The organism is Labrys sedimenti (assembly GCF_034424805.1).
Classification (GTDB): domain Bacteria; phylum Pseudomonadota; class Alphaproteobacteria; order Rhizobiales; family Labraceae; genus Labrys; species Labrys sedimenti.
In genome coordinates this window covers 313,649-328,465 of the sequence record NZ_JAXOUF010000006.1, presented here as the reverse complement: position 1 = coordinate 328,465, position 14,817 = coordinate 313,649, and the positions used below count along the sequence as shown (strand labels likewise).

16 protein-coding genes and 1 tRNA gene are annotated in these 14,817 nt (G+C 62.1%); 12 read left to right on the top strand and 5 right to left on the bottom strand.

Translation table 11 applies throughout. The features are described from left to right. Window positions 1–19: 19 nt before the first annotated feature. From U1R88_RS20220 to U1R88_RS20210, 3 genes are all read left to right on the top strand, one after another. Window positions 20–1,321: an MFS transporter gene (locus U1R88_RS20220; RefSeq protein WP_322432849.1), complete on the top strand. Its 1,302-nt coding sequence runs from the start codon at window positions 20–22 to the stop codon at window positions 1,319–1,321. Between the two features lie 80 nt (window positions 1,322–1,401). Then, window positions 1,402–1,848, top strand: coding sequence for an SRPBCC family protein (locus tag U1R88_RS20215; protein ID WP_322432848.1), 447 nt, complete (start codon window positions 1,402–1,404; stop codon window positions 1,846–1,848). Further along, entirely contained in the window at window positions 1,835–2,173 is a 339-nt protein-coding gene (locus U1R88_RS20210) for an ArsR/SmtB family transcription factor (protein ID WP_311935419.1), read from the top strand. Before U1R88_RS20215 ends, U1R88_RS20210 begins: the two co-directional genes overlap by 14 nt. A 115-nt stretch (window positions 2,174–2,288) precedes the next feature. Here the strand turns inward: U1R88_RS20210 and hisI are convergent, their stop codons facing one another. The 3 genes from hisI to folE all read right to left on the bottom strand — a co-directional run bounded on the left by hisI (window position 2,289) and on the right by folE (window position 5,291). After that, complete coding sequence (hisI, locus tag U1R88_RS20205) at window positions 2,289–2,699, bottom strand: phosphoribosyl-AMP cyclohydrolase (RefSeq protein ID WP_322432847.1); 411 nt, start codon at window positions 2,697–2,699, stop codon at window positions 2,289–2,291. Between the two features lie 164 nt (window positions 2,700–2,863). After that, window positions 2,864–4,495, bottom strand: a complete 1,632-nt coding sequence (locus U1R88_RS20200) for an NADP-dependent glyceraldehyde-3-phosphate dehydrogenase (protein WP_322432846.1) — start codon at window positions 4,493–4,495, stop codon at window positions 2,864–2,866. A gap of 148 nt (window positions 4,496–4,643) precedes the next feature. Then, entirely contained in the window at window positions 4,644–5,291 is a 648-nt protein-coding gene (gene folE / locus U1R88_RS20195) for a GTP cyclohydrolase I FolE (protein WP_068289802.1), read from the bottom strand. 145 nt (window positions 5,292–5,436) lie between these two features. Between folE and U1R88_RS20190 the strand changes: the two genes are divergently transcribed. From U1R88_RS20190 to U1R88_RS20170, 5 genes are all read left to right on the top strand, one after another. Next, a complete protein-coding gene (locus tag U1R88_RS20190) occupies window positions 5,437–5,874 on the top strand; it encodes an iron-sulfur cluster assembly scaffold protein (RefSeq protein WP_068289800.1) in 438 nt (145 codons plus the stop codon). A gap of 315 nt (window positions 5,875–6,189) precedes the next feature. Further along, the gene (locus U1R88_RS20185; protein ID WP_311935428.1) at window positions 6,190–6,519 is read left to right on the top strand and encodes a hypothetical protein; all 330 of its coding nucleotides are present in this window, start codon (window positions 6,190–6,192) and stop codon (window positions 6,517–6,519) included. A gap of 22 nt (window positions 6,520–6,541) precedes the next feature. Next, window positions 6,542–6,862, top strand: a complete 321-nt coding sequence (yidD, locus tag U1R88_RS20180; RefSeq protein WP_425545453.1) for a membrane protein insertion efficiency factor YidD — start codon at window positions 6,542–6,544, stop codon at window positions 6,860–6,862. A gap of 64 nt (window positions 6,863–6,926) precedes the next feature. Further along, window positions 6,927–8,879, top strand: a complete 1,953-nt coding sequence (gene thrS, locus U1R88_RS20175) for a threonine--tRNA ligase (protein WP_322432845.1) — start codon at window positions 6,927–6,929, stop codon at window positions 8,877–8,879. A 260-nt stretch (window positions 8,880–9,139) separates the two neighbouring features. Continuing rightward, on the top strand, window positions 9,140–9,580 hold the full coding sequence (locus tag U1R88_RS20170; RefSeq protein WP_322432844.1) for a metallophosphoesterase family protein: 441 nt from the start codon (window positions 9,140–9,142) through the stop codon (window positions 9,578–9,580). 44 nt (window positions 9,581–9,624) lie between these two features. Here the strand turns inward: U1R88_RS20170 and U1R88_RS20165 are convergent, their stop codons facing one another. Beyond that, window positions 9,625–10,209 carry a TetR/AcrR family transcriptional regulator gene (locus U1R88_RS20165; protein WP_068299318.1) on the bottom strand — a complete coding sequence of 195 codons (585 nt, stop codon included), beginning with the start codon at window positions 10,207–10,209 and terminating at the stop codon, window positions 9,625–9,627. Between the two features lie 1,052 nt (window positions 10,210–11,261). On the opposite strand from U1R88_RS20165, the gene U1R88_RS20160 reads away from it, so the two are divergent. Together U1R88_RS20160 and U1R88_RS20155 are read left to right on the top strand one after the other, a co-directional pair. Further along, entirely contained in the window at window positions 11,262–11,807 is a 546-nt protein-coding gene (locus U1R88_RS20160) for a hypothetical protein (RefSeq protein ID WP_322432843.1), read from the top strand. Between the two features lie 174 nt (window positions 11,808–11,981). Continuing rightward, a complete protein-coding gene (locus U1R88_RS20155; RefSeq protein ID WP_322432842.1) occupies window positions 11,982–12,419 on the top strand; it encodes a VOC family protein in 438 nt (145 codons plus the stop codon). 63 nt (window positions 12,420–12,482) lie between these two features. Here U1R88_RS20155 and U1R88_RS20150 read toward each other — a convergent pair. Further along, window positions 12,483–12,558, bottom strand: a tRNA-Thr gene (locus U1R88_RS20150). A gap of 147 nt (window positions 12,559–12,705) precedes the next feature. On the opposite strand from U1R88_RS20150, the gene U1R88_RS20145 reads away from it, so the two are divergent. Continuing rightward, on the top strand, window positions 12,706–14,070 hold the full coding sequence (locus U1R88_RS20145) for an L-serine ammonia-lyase (protein ID WP_322432841.1): 1,365 nt from the start codon (window positions 12,706–12,708) through the stop codon (window positions 14,068–14,070). Between the two features lie 124 nt (window positions 14,071–14,194). Further along, complete coding sequence (locus U1R88_RS20140) at window positions 14,195–14,734, top strand: AAA family ATPase (protein WP_322432840.1); 540 nt, start codon at window positions 14,195–14,197, stop codon at window positions 14,732–14,734. Window positions 14,735–14,817: the final 83 nt, after the last annotated feature.

Below are 14,817 nucleotides of genomic sequence, written 5' to 3'. Positions count from 1 at the left end.
TTAATAGACGGAAAATAACATGGCAGGAAACGCTGAAGCCAGCTCTGCTGGGGGCTCCGGTACCCAAGCGGTGCCGGGTGGAATCGGCCGCATCGTCCTGGCGAGCCTGGTCGGCACCACGATCGAGTTCTACGATTTCTACATTTACGGCACCGCCGCGGCGCTGGTGATCGGGCAGACCTTCTTCCCGTCGACCGCGCCCGGTTCGCAGGCCCTCAACGCCTTCCTCACTTTCGGCATCGCCTTTCTTGCCCGCCCGATCGGCTCGATCCTGTTCGGCCATTTCGGCGATCGCATCGGCCGCAAATCGACGCTGGTCGCCTCCATGCTGGTGATGGGCCTGTCGACCACGCTGATCGGCGCGCTGCCGACCTATGAGCAGGCCGGCTTCCTAGCCCCCCTGCTGCTGTGCATCCTGCGTTTCGGCCAGGGCATCGGCCTTGGCGGCGAATGGGGCGGTGCGGCCCTGCTCGCAACCGAAAACGCCCCGCAAGGGCGGCGCTCCTGGTTCGGCATGTTCCCCCAACTCGGGCCGCCGATCGGCTTCTTCATGGCCAATGGCCTGTTCCTCGTGCTCCTGATGTTCCTCAGCGAGGCAAGCTTCCTCTCCTGGGGCTGGCGCATCCCCTTCCTGATCAGCGCAGCACTGGTGGCCATCGGCCTCTATCTCAGGGTTTCCATCAGCGAAACGCCGGAATTCCGCGAAGCCATGGCCCGCAACGAGCGCGTCGAAGTTCCCTTGCTCGAGGTGCTCCGGGACCATTGGGTCCCCCTGATCCAGGGTTCCCTCGCCATCGTGGTGTGCTACGCCCTGTTCTACATCTCCACCGTCTTTGCCCTGGGCTACGGCGTCAATGCGTTGCATATCGCACGCGGCGACTTCCTTGGTCTGCTGTGCATTGCCGTCATCTTCATGGCGATCGCCACCCCGATCTCCGCCGCCCTGTCCGACCGTTTCGGCGCCCGCCCGGTGCTGCTGATCTCGAGCGCACTGGCGGCGGCTTCAGGCTTCTGCCTGCCCCTCCTGCTCGGCAGCGGCAACAACTTCGAGGTCCTCGCCTTCCTGTCGCTGTCGCTCGCCCTGATGGGGCTGACCTTCGCGCCGCTCGGCGCCCTGCTGCCCGACCTGTTCCCCACCAGGGTGCGCTACACCGGCGCCTCCAGCGCCTATAATCTCGGCGGCATCCTGGGCGCCTCGCTCGCCCCCTATCTGGCACAGATCCTGCTGCAGAACGGCGGTCTGCCTTGGGTGGGCTATTATGTCAGTGCGGCGGCGATCATCAGCTTCCTGGCGGTGCTCAGCATGAAACGGACCGGCTGATATATCGGCACATTAAGCAACCAAAAGGTTGCACAAAATGGCTCGATCTGGCATAAATGTGCAACCAGGAGGTTGCAATTATGTCAGATCGTATCGAAAAAACCATCGCGCTGAACGCGTCCATCGACCGTGTGTGGCGTGCCCTGACCGATCACGAGGAATTCGGCACGTGGTTCCGGGTCAAGCTGGACGGGCCTTTCGTGCCCGGCCAGATCTCGCGCGGCCACATCACCTATCCCGGCTATGAGCATGTCGCCTGGGAGGCCAAGGTCGTCAGCATGGACAAGCCCCGCTTGTTCTCCTTCACCTGGCATCCCTACGCCGTCGATCCGGACGTCGACTATTCGAAAGAAAAGCCGACTTTGGTTGAATTTCATCTACGGCCGGAAGGGGCAGGGACGCATCTCAGCGTGATCGAGTCCGGGTTCGATGCCATTCCGGCCCACCGCCGGGCCGAAGCCTTCCGCATGAACGATGGCGGTTGGGCGGAGCAAGTGAGAAACATCAAAGCCCATGTCGAGACTTGATATCGCCCCACCAACACAAGACCATGCGGCGACCTTTGCCGCGCTGGGAGACCCGACCCGGCTGTCCTTGCTCGGCCGGCTCAGCAGCGGGCAGGCGCAATCGATCGCCAAACTGTCGACCGACACCCGCCTGACGCGCCAGGCCATCACCAAGCATCTGCATGTCTTGGAAGGGGCGGGATTGGTCTCCAGCCTTCGTGTCGGGCGCGAGACCCAGTTTGCCTATCGCCCGGAACCGATCGAGGCCGCGCGCTCCTATCTCGACGAAGTCTCCGCGCAGTGGGATGCCGCCTTCGCCCGCCTCAAGGCTTTCGTGGAGAAGTGATTGGGGTCTTCCGTCAAGGAGTTGAGGTCTGAAGTTCAGATAGTGCGGTGCAACCCCTCATTATCCCAGCCCTTTTCGGATTGTTCGAAAGACCTTGAAAGGGAGCGGTCCCCTATCACTCCGCCATCACCAGCCGTGCCGGCCCGCCATCCTCGCTCTTTAATACACGGTAGAAGCAGGAATGGCGGCCGGTGTGGCAACAGCCGCCATCGCCGCCGACCTCGACGCGCATGATCAGGGCGTCCTGGTCGCAATCGGTGCGCAGTTCCACCACACGCTGCAGCTGCCCCGAGGTCTCGCCCTTGCGCCAGAGTGCCTGGCGCGAGCGCGACCAGTACCAGGCCTCCCCCGTCTCCAGCGTGCGAGCCAGGGATTGCACGTTCATATGCGCGACCATCAGCACCTCGCCATGTTCGGCGCCGAGCGTCACCACCGTGATCAGGCCGTCACGATCGAATTTCGGCGTGAAGACGAGGCCTTCCTCCAGGGAGGCTTTGTCGCCGGGCGCGGGGAACGAGGTCGTCATGCTGATACTCGCGGAACGGATGACAGGATTTGCACGGGCTTCGGAAACGTTGAGGGATAAATGCACTGCTTCCAGACTGTCATCCCCTTCCCTCGCCCTCTCTCGCTTCGCTCAAGAGCGGCTCAGCCCGGGGATGACAGCAGCACTTATTTATCGGCGCTTCCTTAGAAGATGAAGTCCGTATGGATGAATTTCGACTTGTGGCTGCGGGTGATCTCGTCGAGCAGCTTCTTGCTGGGCTCGGTCTGCTTGGCGGCGATCATCGAACGGATCGAGAAGGAGCGCAGCGCATCGGTGACCGAGAGTGTCCCCTCGGCCGAATCCTTGCGGCCGGTGAAGGGGAAGACATCCGGTCCGCGCTGGCACTGGCAGTTGATGTTGACCCGGCAGACCTGGTTCACCAGCGGATCGACCAGAGTGCCGATGTCATCGGCGCTGGTGGAAAAGATGCTGACCTGCTGGCCGTGCTCGGAGGTGATGACATAGTCGAGCGCCGTCTCGATGTCGTCGAAGGGCATCACCGGCACGATCGGCCCGAACTGCTCCTCGCGATAGAGCTTCATGCCCTCCGCCACCGGATAGACCACGGCCGGCCGGAACAATGTCTCGACCTCGTCCCCTCCGCCTTCATTGACCACCCTGGCGCCCTTGGCCACGGCATCCTCGACACAGGCCACCATATAGTCCGTCTTGGCCCTGTCGGGCAGCGGCGTAATGCTGACGCCCTTGTCCCAGGGCATGCCGATCTTGAGCTTGGCAAGCTCCTCGGTGAAGCGTTCCAGGAAGCGATCGACGATGGAGCGGTGGACGATCAGCATCTTCAGCGCGGTGCAGCGCTGGCCATTGAAGGATAGCGCGCCGGCGAGGCACTCCTTCACGGCCAGTTCCAGATCGGCATCGGCGAGCACGATGGCGGCGTTCTTGGCGTCGAGGCCGAGAATGGCACGCAGGCGGTTGGTCTTGGGATGCAGCTTCTTGAGGTGATCGGCAACCTTGCTGGAACCGATCAGGGTCAGCGCGTTCACCTTCCCCGACTCCAGCAGATGCGGCACGATTTCCGCACCCTTGCCATAGACGAAATTGACCACACCGGGCGGGAAGGCGCTGCGGAACGCCTCCAGCAGCGGCTCGAACAGCAGGACGCCGAAGCGTGGGGGCTTGAACACCAGGGTGTTGCCCATGATCAGGGCCGGGATCAGCGTGGCGAAGGTTTCGTTCAGGGGATAGTTGTAGGGACCCATGCACAGCACGACGCCAAGAGGCGTGCGGCGGATCTGCCCGATGGTGCCCTCGACGATCTGGAAGCGTGAATTCTCATTGTCGAGATTGCGCACGGCATCGACGGTGGCGCGCATATAGTCGACGGTGCGGTCGAACTCCTTCTCGGCATCCGGCAGCGACTTGGCGATCTCCCACATGATCAGCCGCACGATCTCGCTGCGACGCGCCACCATCTGGCGGATAAAATCGAGCATGCAGGTAATGCGATCGGCGACCCGCATCGTCGGCCAGGCGCCGCGGCCATTGTCATAGGCACCGACGGCAGCCGCGAGCGCGGCATCAGCCTCCGGGATGCCGCCGACCGGAATCGAGCCGAGGGTAACAGGCAGCAAGCGCTCTTCCCCATCCCGCAGGTGAATGGGTGAGATCACGTTCTGCTTCTCGCCGGTCCATGCCAGCAGCTCGCCGTTCACCAGCACGCGATCCTGATGGATCTCGCCCGGAAGACGGAACTCGGCAGGAATATCCTCGGCTTTCGGGAACAGCGTTTTGAGCTCAGTCGATTGCAGCATCATCGGTACTCCTTCGAGACATGGCTGCCCCACCCCGTGCACGATCCATGCCACACGCGCTCCAGCGTGCAGCACGACTCATAAAGGGAATAAGACGCTCGGACGCCGAACGAAACCGCTCGTGACGAGCAGCCCCGCTGCCGGGTGTCGCTCAGCGTGCCTTGTAGGCGCGCTGTACCAAGCTCAGGAAGTGCATCTGCTGCTGTGGTTCGGACTTGAAGATGCCGGTGAAGCCAGTCGTCACCGTCGAAACGCCCTGCTTCTGGATGCCGCGCATGGCCATGCACATATGCTCGGCTTCCAGCATCACGGCCAGTCCTCGCGGCTTGAGGCGTTCCTCGATGGCCTGGGTGACGTTGGCGGTGAGATGCTCCTGCGTCTGCAGGCGCCGGGCATAGATCTCCACCACGCGCGCCAGCTTGGACAGGCCGACGACGCCACCGCTCGGATAATAGGCAATATGGGCGTGGCCCAGGATCGGCACGATGTGGTGTTCGCAATGGGAGTAGAAGGGAATGTCGCGCACCAGCACCATGTCGTCATAGCCGCCGACTTCCTCGAAGATGGTGTCGAGTTCTTCGCCGGCATCGTGCTCGTAGCCCTTGAACATCTCGCGCCAGGCCTTGACCACCCGCTTGGGCGTATCGACCAGCCCTTCGCGATCCGGATCGTCGCCGGCCCACTGGATCAGCGTCCGCACGGCGGCTTCGGCTTCCTTGCGCGTCGGGCGAGGCAGCGGGGCGTGGACCGTGTCATCACGTTCCAACTTGGCCGCAGGCTTATCCACCAGTGCATCCATCAAAAGCTACTCCCGCCGCCAAGACAGATCGTCAAAATCCGCCTTGCGGCCTTAGATCATACCGGCCTGGAGAACACCCCTCCCCAACCGACCCATTCATGCCTATATAGTTGAGAACGAAGCGCATACAATCAAGCGTCCCCCCATGCTCGACGACGTCTATAATAAACGTATCCTCGAATTGGCAGCCAATATTCCGCGTATCGGCCATTTGCCGCGCGCAGATGCCGCAGCCACGGCCCATTCCAAACTGTGCGGCTCCACCGTCTCGGTGGAGCTGGCGGTTGAGGACGGCAAGGTCTCCGATTTCGCCCATATCGTAAAGGCCTGTGCCCTCGGACAGGCCTCCTCCTCCATCATGGCCCGCAACATCATCGGTGCCAGTGCAGATGAATTGCGCGCGGCGCGCGAGACCATGCGTCGCATGCTCAAGGAAAACGGTCCGCCTCCCGAGGGCCGTTTTGCCGAAGCTGCGGTGCTGGAACCGGTGCGCGACTTCAAGGCCCGTCACGCCTCCACTTTGCTCACTTTCGATGCAGTGGTCTCCGCTTTCGACAGCATCGAAGCGAAGGCTGCGGAGTAGGCTGGTCCTTCCAGCGCGTTTCCTGGGATCGCAGGCTTCCAGCCTGCTCTTGGGAACGCCGTCTCCGCTGGAGAGGAAGATGCAGGCTGGAAGCCTGCGATCCCAGGAAACACACGGCCTCTTGCGCATTGTAACGGAAAAGCCCCATTCTGCCCTTGAACTTGCCGGTTTTTCCGGAAATGAGCATCGCGTTTCGAGCGTTTTGTGATTTGGCGGCATCATCAAGAATCGCAAAGATGCGCCGGAACGAGAAGTTAGAGTCAATTGCCGTTCACGCTTGAACGCGCTTTGCTCTAGGTAAGGACGGGGGCGCCCATGTTGAAACTGATCCTGCGGCGAAACGTCAAGTCGGGGCTGATCGGCGGCAAGAAGTTCGAAGTTCATAGCCGTATCGAGACGGACAAGGATCTTGTCGCCTTGTTCAAGGGGTATCCTGATGAACTGGTGCTCGCCTATAAATCCATCTGGGCGGATCGCAGCCTTTCCCTCAAGCGCAGCGAATTCCTGCGCGGAACCAAGTTCACCGTCACCTCGCTCAACGAACTCATCGAGCTCGAAGAAAGGCTGCAATCGGCCTTCGACCAGGTCCGGCGCATGATCGAGATCGTCGAGACCTTCCAGACCGACATCGCACTCGAACTTTGACGCCGGTCCCATCCGGAGGGCCTTGCACCTGTCGCCTCTCGCCACGACCTGGCCGCGCACCGCCGCCCGTCTCCTCATCCGCAGCTATCAGGTCACGCTTTCGGCCCTGATCGGGCGGCAATGCCGCTATTTTCCGAGCTGCTCGGAATTTGCCGACGAGGCGATCGAACGCCATGGCCTGTGGGCAGGCGGCTGGATGGGCCTGGCCCGGATCTGCCGCTGCCATCCCTGGGGCGGATCGGGCATCGATCCCGTGCCGGAACGATTGCCCGTCGACACCAGCTGGTATAGACCGTGGCGCTATGGCCGCCGGCGGCCTTTTACCTGCGACGAGGGGCAGTAGCCTCTCCTCTATCACCTGAAATCGCTTACCTGCTTGGTTGGCAGGAGTGAGCCTGGAGAAAACTATGCCTGTTTTGACTTTTCCCGATGGCAACCAGCGTTCCTACGAGGCCGGCGTGACCGGCAAGGCGGTTGCCGAGGGCATCTCCAAATCCCTCGCCAAGAAGTCCATCGCCATGAAGCTCGACGGGGTCCTTACCGACCTCGCCGAGGAGATCGGCAGCGATGCCCGCATCGAGATCGTCACCCGCGAGAGCCCGGAAGCCCTGGAGCTGATCCGCCACGATGCCGCGCATGTCATGGCCGAGGCCGTGCAGTCGCTCTGGCCCGACACCCAGGTCACCATCGGCCCGGTGATCGAGAACGGCTTCTATTACGATTTCTATCGCGCCGAGCCCTTCTCTTCGGAAGACTTCCCGAAGATCGAGGCGAAGATGCGCGAGATCATCGCGCGCAACGCCCCTTTCACCCGCGAGATCTGGAGCCGTGACAAGGCCAAGCAGGTGTTCGCCGACAAGGGCGAGAAGTTCAAGGTCGAGCTGGTGGAAGCCATTCCCGCCGACCAGGACCTGAAGATCTATTACCAGGACAACTGGTTCGATCTCTGCCGCGGCCCGCATATGGTTTCAACGGGCCAGATCGGCAGCGCTTTCAAGCTGATGAAGGTGGCCGGCGCCTATTGGCGTGGCGACTCGAACAACCCGATGCTGACCCGCATCTACGCCACCGCCTGGCGCAACCAGGAGGAACTGGACGCCTATCTCAAGCAGATCGAGGAAGCCGAAAAGCGTGACCATCGTCGCCTGGGCCGGGAGATGGACCTGTTCCACTTCCAGGAGGAAGGCCCCGGCGTGGTGTTCTGGCACGGCAAGGGCTGGACGATCTTCCAGGAGCTGATCGCCTATATGCGCCGGCGCCTGAAGGCCGACTACAAGGAGGTCAATGCCCCACAGTTGCTCGACAAGCATCTATGGGAGATCTCCGGCCATTGGGGCTGGTACCGCGAAAACATGTTCATGGCCAAATCGGCCGGCGAGGACACGGATGACGACCGCATCTTCGCGATCAAGCCGATGAACTGCCCGGGCCACCTGCAGATCTTCAAGCACGGCCTGAAGTCCTATCGCGACCTGCCGATGCGCCTGGCCGAGTTCGGCGCCGTGCATCGCTATGAGCCCTCGGGCGCCCTGCACGGGTTGATGCGTGTGCGCGGCTTCACCCAGGACGATGCCCACATCTTCTGCACCGACGAGCAGATGGCCGCCGAATGCCTGAAGATCAACGATCTCATCCTGTCGACCTATGCCGATTTCGGCTTCGACGAGATCGTGGTCAAGCTCTCGACGCGGCCGGAGAAGCGCGTCGGTTCCGACGAGCTCTGGGACCGTGCCGAAGAGGTGATGATGCGGGTGCTCGAACAGATCGAGGAGCAGTCCGGCGGGCGCATCAAGACCGGCATCAATCCGGGCGAAGGCGCCTTCTACGGGCCGAAGTTCGAATACACCCTCAAGGACGCCATCGGCCGTGACTGGCAGTGCGGCACCACGCAGGTCGACTTCAACCTGCCGGAACGCTTCGGTGCCTTCTTCGTGGATTCGGACGGCGAGAAGAAGACCCCGGTGATGATCCATCGTGCCATCTGCGGTTCGATGGAGCGTTTCCTCGGCATCCTGATCGAGAACCATGCCGGGCATTTCCCGCTCTGGCTGGCGCCCGAGCAGGTGATAGTGTGCACGATCACCTCGGATGCTGACGACTATGCCCAGGAGGTCGTCGCGGCCCTCAGGGCAGCGGGTCTGCGCGCCGAAATCGATCTGCGCAACGAGAAGATCAACTACAAGGTACGCGAGCATTCGCTCGCCAAGACTCCGGTGATCTTCGCCCTCGGCAAGAAGGAAGGCGCCGAACGCACCGTCTCGATCCGCCGCCTCGGCTCCCAGGCCCAGTCGGTGCTGCCGCTCGACGAGGCGATCGCCGAACTCACCAAGGAAGCGACCCCGCCGGACCTGCGCCGCTGAACCCTTCCTGGCAACTGTAGTTGAGCGAGTGTCAGGCCTTGAACGGGGTCTGATCTCGCACGATGGCATTGAGAGTGACGAGGATCGCGGGCGTCTCGCCTGCTCCTGGAAACGTTGCGTTTGCAGGAGAGGAAGATGCAGGCGAGACGCCTGCGGTCCCAGGACACGCCAATGAGCAAGCTCTTTTTCACCGTCGACACCCATTTCGGCCATGAATCGATCATCCGCCTGTGCAAGCGCCCCTTCGACGCGTCGAGGCGATGGACGAGGCTTTGATCGCGCGCTGGAACGCCAAGGTCGCTCCGAACGACGTGGTCTATCACATCGGCGATTTCAGCTTTCGCTCGGGCAAGCCGGCGCAGGCCTATCTGGAACGCCTCAACGGCCAGATCCATCTCATTCTCGGCAATCACGACGACCAGGCCAAGCTTGAGTCGACCGGGCGCCTGCGTTCGATCACCGAGATCAAGGAATTGCGCTGGAAGGGCCAGACGATCGTGATGTGCCATTACCCCATGCGGGAATGGCCGGGGGCCTGGCGTGGCGCCTGGCACTTGTTCGGGCATGTGCATGGCCGCCTCGATAGCGAGCCCTTCGGCTACAGCCTCGATGTCGGCGTGGACAGCCATGGCTACGCCCCTCTCGCGGCAGAGGAGGTCGCCACGCTGATGGACGGGCGCCGGCAGATTTTCGGCACCTGACGTCTATAGGATGGCGGCGGAAAGGCCTCGCTGTCGATCCCGTACTACTCGGCGGCAACCTTGGCCGCAGGCTCGTTTCGTATGGCCAGCCCCGCCAGCACCATGTCGAAGATCTTGTCGACATAGGCCACATCGGGCGGCGTCACGGTGGTGTGGAAACGCTGGAAGATCGGCGACATGATCAGGTCGAGCACGGTATCCGGATCGACATCGTCGCGGATCTGCTTCTTGTGCATGGCCGAGATCACGAAGGCCCGGGCGATTTCCTGGCGGCGCTTCATGACGATCTCGCTGAAGCGTTCCCGGAACGGCCGCTCGAACTGCGCCTCTGCCAGCAGGGCCCTGGAGGCGCCTTCCATCATCGGATCGCTGAGATATTCAGCCAGGCGACGCACATAGTTGCGGAAATTCACCATGGGCTCGCCGCCGGCGACCATGGGCGGCAGTACCTCGGTGCAACGGGCAAGATAGGCGTCGAGCAGAAGATCGGCCTTGCTGTCATACCAGCGATAGATAGTCTGCTTGCCCACCCCGGCGAGAGCCGCGATGCGTTCGACCGAGATGTCGCGATAGGGAGCGCGTTCGAGCAATTCGGCCGCTGCATGCAAAATCGCCTTGTGCGTTTCCATGCAGCGCGGTCTTCCGACGGGTCGTGCCGCCTGCTGCGCAATGGCCACCGAGAACTCCTATAAATGTCAAGAATATAATCTAGACGTAATGTCTCATATATAAACGCATTTCTGCTTGTTTTCAATCAACCTGACCTTGCACGGCCATGTGGCCTCCCGTGAAAGAGGATCGAATCCGCTGGGAGCGGCAGCCCAGGTGAGGCCCGGCGATGGCCCCAGCCCTGCCGGAATTCCCCCTTCCCGCCCTTCACAAAAATTTCAATACGCAACGTATCATATCTCTTGCATTCAGAGACGAAGCGTCTTATAAAGATGCCCATGGACGGCACACGGCAATCATTGCTGCAGGTTGTGAGCCCTCCGAACGAAGCGTTCAAGCGTATCATGAGTTTGGTAACGATTGTCAGCACGTAAGAGTAGATGAAAGCGTCTTTGCGCTTTTCAATATTGCATAGTTTGATTTCTAATCGGGCGCCGCACCTCCCCAACAGGTGCGGCGTTTATTTTTGTCATTCGACGATCGTCAGAATTTCCACGGACAATATTACCTCAACTCAATTCGGTGGCAGCTTCGGGACATGCCGACGGCTTGCTGGGACGGCATGACAGGTTCCGCCGCCCTGAAGTTTTCCACCTGGAAATCCATTGGCTGCGCCATCGATTGCGAACGGGCCGGACCATATTTAGCCGCACAATGATCCGAGGAGCTTATAAGCGGTACACGCGCCGGACGCTCGAGACGGAAAGGGGCGCAGGCGTGACCTTGCGTGGTCGCATCCGCGGTCGCGGCGAGCCTCGTCATGGCTTTTCCACGTCCCTTGCAGGAAAATGAGGAAAGCGCGCCAATCGACCTCCTTGCTGGCGATGTAACGTCCGGCAACGGCTGCAGTCCCACAAGCGGCCTCGACCACCAGGAAGCACCGCCCCTGCCCATAATTCTGTACTGTCTCGCTCCGGCTGCCCTGCTGTTGATTGGTTTGGTCCTGGGGCTCCTGGGCCTCGCCCGCAAGGTCGGGAACAAACCCCTGCCGGGACGAACGACGAGGCGGGGCATGATCACGAGCTTGGCCTTGTCCGGGCTTGGGACGTTGCTGATCCTCACGCAGAGCTGCGACCGTCAGGCGCTGCTCGCCCGCGTCCCAGCCCCGCTCGAAGTCGCGCAGGTGGAATACCGGCTCGAGCAATCCTGGGGCCTTGGTTTCATGCCGGGCGACAACGAGAGCGGCTTCGTCGTCTACCGCCTCACCGAGCAAAGCGCGCAATGGGCGCGGAACCAGAAAAGCCAACTCGGAAAAAGTCTTCCCGGCGGCAGCACGCGATGGCACCCGACACCCGTGAGCCATGTCGGCAACCGGGACTGGCACCCTCATGACGACGACACATCCATGACGCTGACGAAAGGGGAACCGCTCCATCCCGTCGCCATCGCGGAATATCTTGAAAAATATGGATTCACGATCCCCATTGAGGAGGGACGGGATGCGCAAGCCAACCAGGCGATCCGAGAGGCCGGCTCCTTCTATGCCTATGGCCGCGGCGGAAGCGTCACGATCGTCGACCCGGCTAGGGGAAAGGTCTATTTCGCCTATGCCGGCTAGACGTCTCAGCTCTCTTGCGACCGTAACGGCTGACTGGCCACCACTCAGAATCCGTCAGATCAAACCGGCGAACATCACAAGACTCCCTCCCCAAAGCCCGACCTCGACCACCTGCTCGCCAGGCAAACAGGTTTGTACGTTTACGGCCAGGGCGACATCCGGTAGGCTGGATGCATGGCGCTCAAACGGATGGACAACGTCGGAATCGTCGTCGAAGACCTCGCAGGGGCGATCGATTTCTTTCACGAGCTCGGTCTTGAGCTCGAAGGGCGAGCCATGATCGAGGGAGAATGGGCCGGGCGCATCACAGGGCTTGGCGATCAGCACGTCGAGATCGCCATGATGCGCACGCCCGACGGCCACAGCCGGCTTGAGCTGTCACGCTTCCTCACGCCGCCTGTGGTCGCGGATCACCGCAACGCCCCGGTCAACGCCCTAGGCTATCTCCGCGCCATGTTCACCGTGGATGACATCGACGACACGCTCGAAAGGCTCCGAAATCGCGGCGCGCAGCTCGTAGGCGAAGTCGTCCAGTATAAAGAGGCGTATAGGCTCTGCTACATCCGCGGGCCTGAGGGACTTCTCATCGGCCTAGCCCAGGAACTCGGCTGAACGCAATCGTTCCGCCAAAACCGCCCTGCCAGTCAGGCCAGGCATTGAAATTAAAAGGAAATTTGGTGCCGGTTGCGGGACTTGAACTCGCGACCTACCGCTTACAAGGCGGTTGCTCTACCAGCTGAGCTAAACCGGCGTCGGTTTTGGGGTAGCAATTCGGGCCCCTTCGCGCAAGTTTCCTGTGCAATGAAAGTTGGTGTAACATCTGTTACGCTCCACTAAGTCGTGGTGTGTTTCGATTGTGAGGGTCCAGCTGCAACAGTTTGGTGGGAACTCAGAGCCGATGATCAGTGTCTTCGACATCTTCAAAATCGGCATCGGCCCCTCGTCTTCGCACACTGTCGGCCCCATGCGCGCCGCCAATCGCTTCGTGCAATCGCTCCGCAAGCAGGGCCATTTCATCCACACCCATCGGATCGAAACCGTGCTTTACGGCTCGCTGGCCTGGACCGGTCACGGCCATGCCAGCGATATCGCCGTGATCCTCGGCCTCGCCGGCGAGGAGCCTGAAACCGTCGATCCCGAAGCCGTCGCCGCGATCGTCGAAGATGCCACCAGCAAGGGTATGCTCGCGCTCGGCGGACGCCGAGCGATGAGCTTCGAGCGCAACCGCGACATCGTCTTCGATCGCAAGACGCAGCCCAAGGGCCATCCCAACACCCTGTCCTTCACGGCCTTGGGCGAGGGCGGGGCTGCCCTCGCCACCGAATTCTACTATTCCATCGGCGGCGGCTTCGTGCTGGCCGAGGGCGAAAGCGCCGTGGCCCGTGCGGAGGTGGATGTCCCCTACCCTTTCCGCAGCAGCGCCGATCTGCTGCGCCTGGGAGCCGAGCACAATCTGAGCATCGGCGGCATCGTGCTCGCCAATGAAATGGCGAGCCAGCCCGAAGCCACCATCCGCGAGCGCCTCGCCGGCATCCGGTCCGTCATGAATGCCGCCATCGACCGCGGCATGAGCCAGGAAGGCGAATTGCCGGGCGGACTGCGCGTGAAGCGCCGCGCCAAGGCCCTGCACGATCGCCTGCTCACCGATATCGGCCGCAATGTCCGCGCCCCGCACGAGGTGATGGACTGGGTCTCCCTCTTCGCCATCGCCGTGAACGAGGAGAACGCTGCCGGCGGGCGGGTGGTGACGGCCCCCACCAATGGCGCAGCCGGCATCGTGCCGGCGGTACTGCGCTACTATCGGGATTTCTGCGACTATTCGGAAGCCGGCGCCGATGAATTCCTGCTCACGGCCGCCGCAATCGGCATGTTGTTCAAGATGAACGCCTCGATCTCGGGGGCGGAGGTCGGCTGCCAGGGCGAGGTCGGTGTTGCCGCCTCGATGGCGGCGGGCGGGCTTGCGGCCGCACTCGGCGGCAGCATCGCCCAGGTCGAAAACGCGGCCGAGATCGGCATGGAGCATCATCTCGGCATGACCTGCGACCCGATCGGCGGCCTAGTGCAGATTCCCTGCATCGAGCGCAACGCCTTCGGCGCCAACAAGGCGATCGCCGCCGCTTCCCTCGCCTTGCGCGGCGACGGCACCCACAAGGTCAGCCTCGACCAGGTGATCGCCACGATGCGCGTCACCGGCGCGGACATGCAGTCCAAATACAAGGAGACCTCGCAAGGCGGCCTCGCCGTCAATGCGGTGGAGTGCTGACGCCTTTCAGCGGCGGCTCCCGGGATCGGCAGGCCTGCAACCACGGCGCCAAAGACTTGCGCTCCCCTGTCGCAAGCCTATTAAGGCTGGGATCTTCGTCCTCCCCCGATTGTTGCTCGAGCCGATGCCAGATCCTGCAGGCCAGATCCTCATTCTCACCGGCCCTCCGGGTTCGGGAAAGACCACCACGGCGCAAGCCCTCGCCTCCGAGCCCGGCGCGCCGGCCGTGCATCTGCATGCCGACGATTTCTGGCATTTCATCAAGAATGGCGCGATCGCGCCCTACCTGCCTGAAGCCCACCGTCAGAATGCGGTGGTGATCGACGTTCTGGCCAGCGCGGCACAAGCCTATGCCCGCGGCGGCTATTTCGTGATCCTGGACGGCATTGTCGGCCCCTGGTTCCTGCCGCCCTTCCGGACGCTCACCCTGCCGGTGCACTATGTGGTACTGCGCCCTCCTTTGGCGTCTGCCATCGAACGCTGTCGCCTGCGCGGCGGCGACACCCTGAGCGATCCCGAGCCGATCACCGCGCTGCACCGGCAATTCTCCGATCTGGGCTCTCTCGAACGCCATGTCATCGCGACGCAAGGGCAGGATCGCGCGGCCACCCTGGCGGCCGTCCGCAGGGCCGCTGCCGGAGGGGAGTTCCGGCTGGCGTCCTGAGCACCCGAGAAAGTGTCCGGCAAGGCGAGGCGAGGCAGGCAGGCATTTTCTTGCAATCGCACCCTTCCTCACCATGATTTTGA

Coding starts and splice junctions, on each gene's coding strand:
- U1R88_RS20220 (WP_322432849.1), top strand. CDS start 20: ATGGCAGGAAACGCTGAAGCCAGCTCTGCTGGGGGCTCCGGTACCCAA.
- U1R88_RS20215 (WP_322432848.1), top strand. CDS start 1,402: ATGTCAGATCGTATCGAAAAAACCATCGCGCTGAACGCGTCCATCGAC.
- U1R88_RS20210 (WP_311935419.1), top strand. CDS start 1,835: ATGTCGAGACTTGATATCGCCCCACCAACACAAGACCATGCGGCGACC.
- hisI (WP_322432847.1), bottom strand. CDS start 2,699: ATGACGACCTCGTTCCCCGCGCCCGGCGACAAAGCCTCCCTGGAGGAA.
- U1R88_RS20200 (WP_322432846.1), bottom strand. CDS start 4,495: ATGATGCTGCAATCGACTGAGCTCAAAACGCTGTTCCCGAAAGCCGAG.
- folE (WP_068289802.1), bottom strand. CDS start 5,291: ATGGATGCACTGGTGGATAAGCCTGCGGCCAAGTTGGAACGTGATGAC.
- U1R88_RS20190 (WP_068289800.1), top strand. CDS start 5,437: ATGCTCGACGACGTCTATAATAAACGTATCCTCGAATTGGCAGCCAAT.
- U1R88_RS20185 (WP_311935428.1), top strand. CDS start 6,190: ATGTTGAAACTGATCCTGCGGCGAAACGTCAAGTCGGGGCTGATCGGC.
- thrS (WP_322432845.1), top strand. CDS start 6,927: ATGCCTGTTTTGACTTTTCCCGATGGCAACCAGCGTTCCTACGAGGCC.
- U1R88_RS20170 (WP_322432844.1), top strand. CDS start 9,140: ATGGACGAGGCTTTGATCGCGCGCTGGAACGCCAAGGTCGCTCCGAAC.
- U1R88_RS20165 (WP_068299318.1), bottom strand. CDS start 10,209: ATGGAAACGCACAAGGCGATTTTGCATGCAGCGGCCGAATTGCTCGAA.
- U1R88_RS20160 (WP_322432843.1), top strand. CDS start 11,262: ATGATCACGAGCTTGGCCTTGTCCGGGCTTGGGACGTTGCTGATCCTC.
- U1R88_RS20155 (WP_322432842.1), top strand. CDS start 11,982: ATGGCGCTCAAACGGATGGACAACGTCGGAATCGTCGTCGAAGACCTC.
- U1R88_RS20145 (WP_322432841.1), top strand. CDS start 12,706: ATGATCAGTGTCTTCGACATCTTCAAAATCGGCATCGGCCCCTCGTCT.
- U1R88_RS20140 (WP_322432840.1), top strand. CDS start 14,195: ATGCCAGATCCTGCAGGCCAGATCCTCATTCTCACCGGCCCTCCGGGT.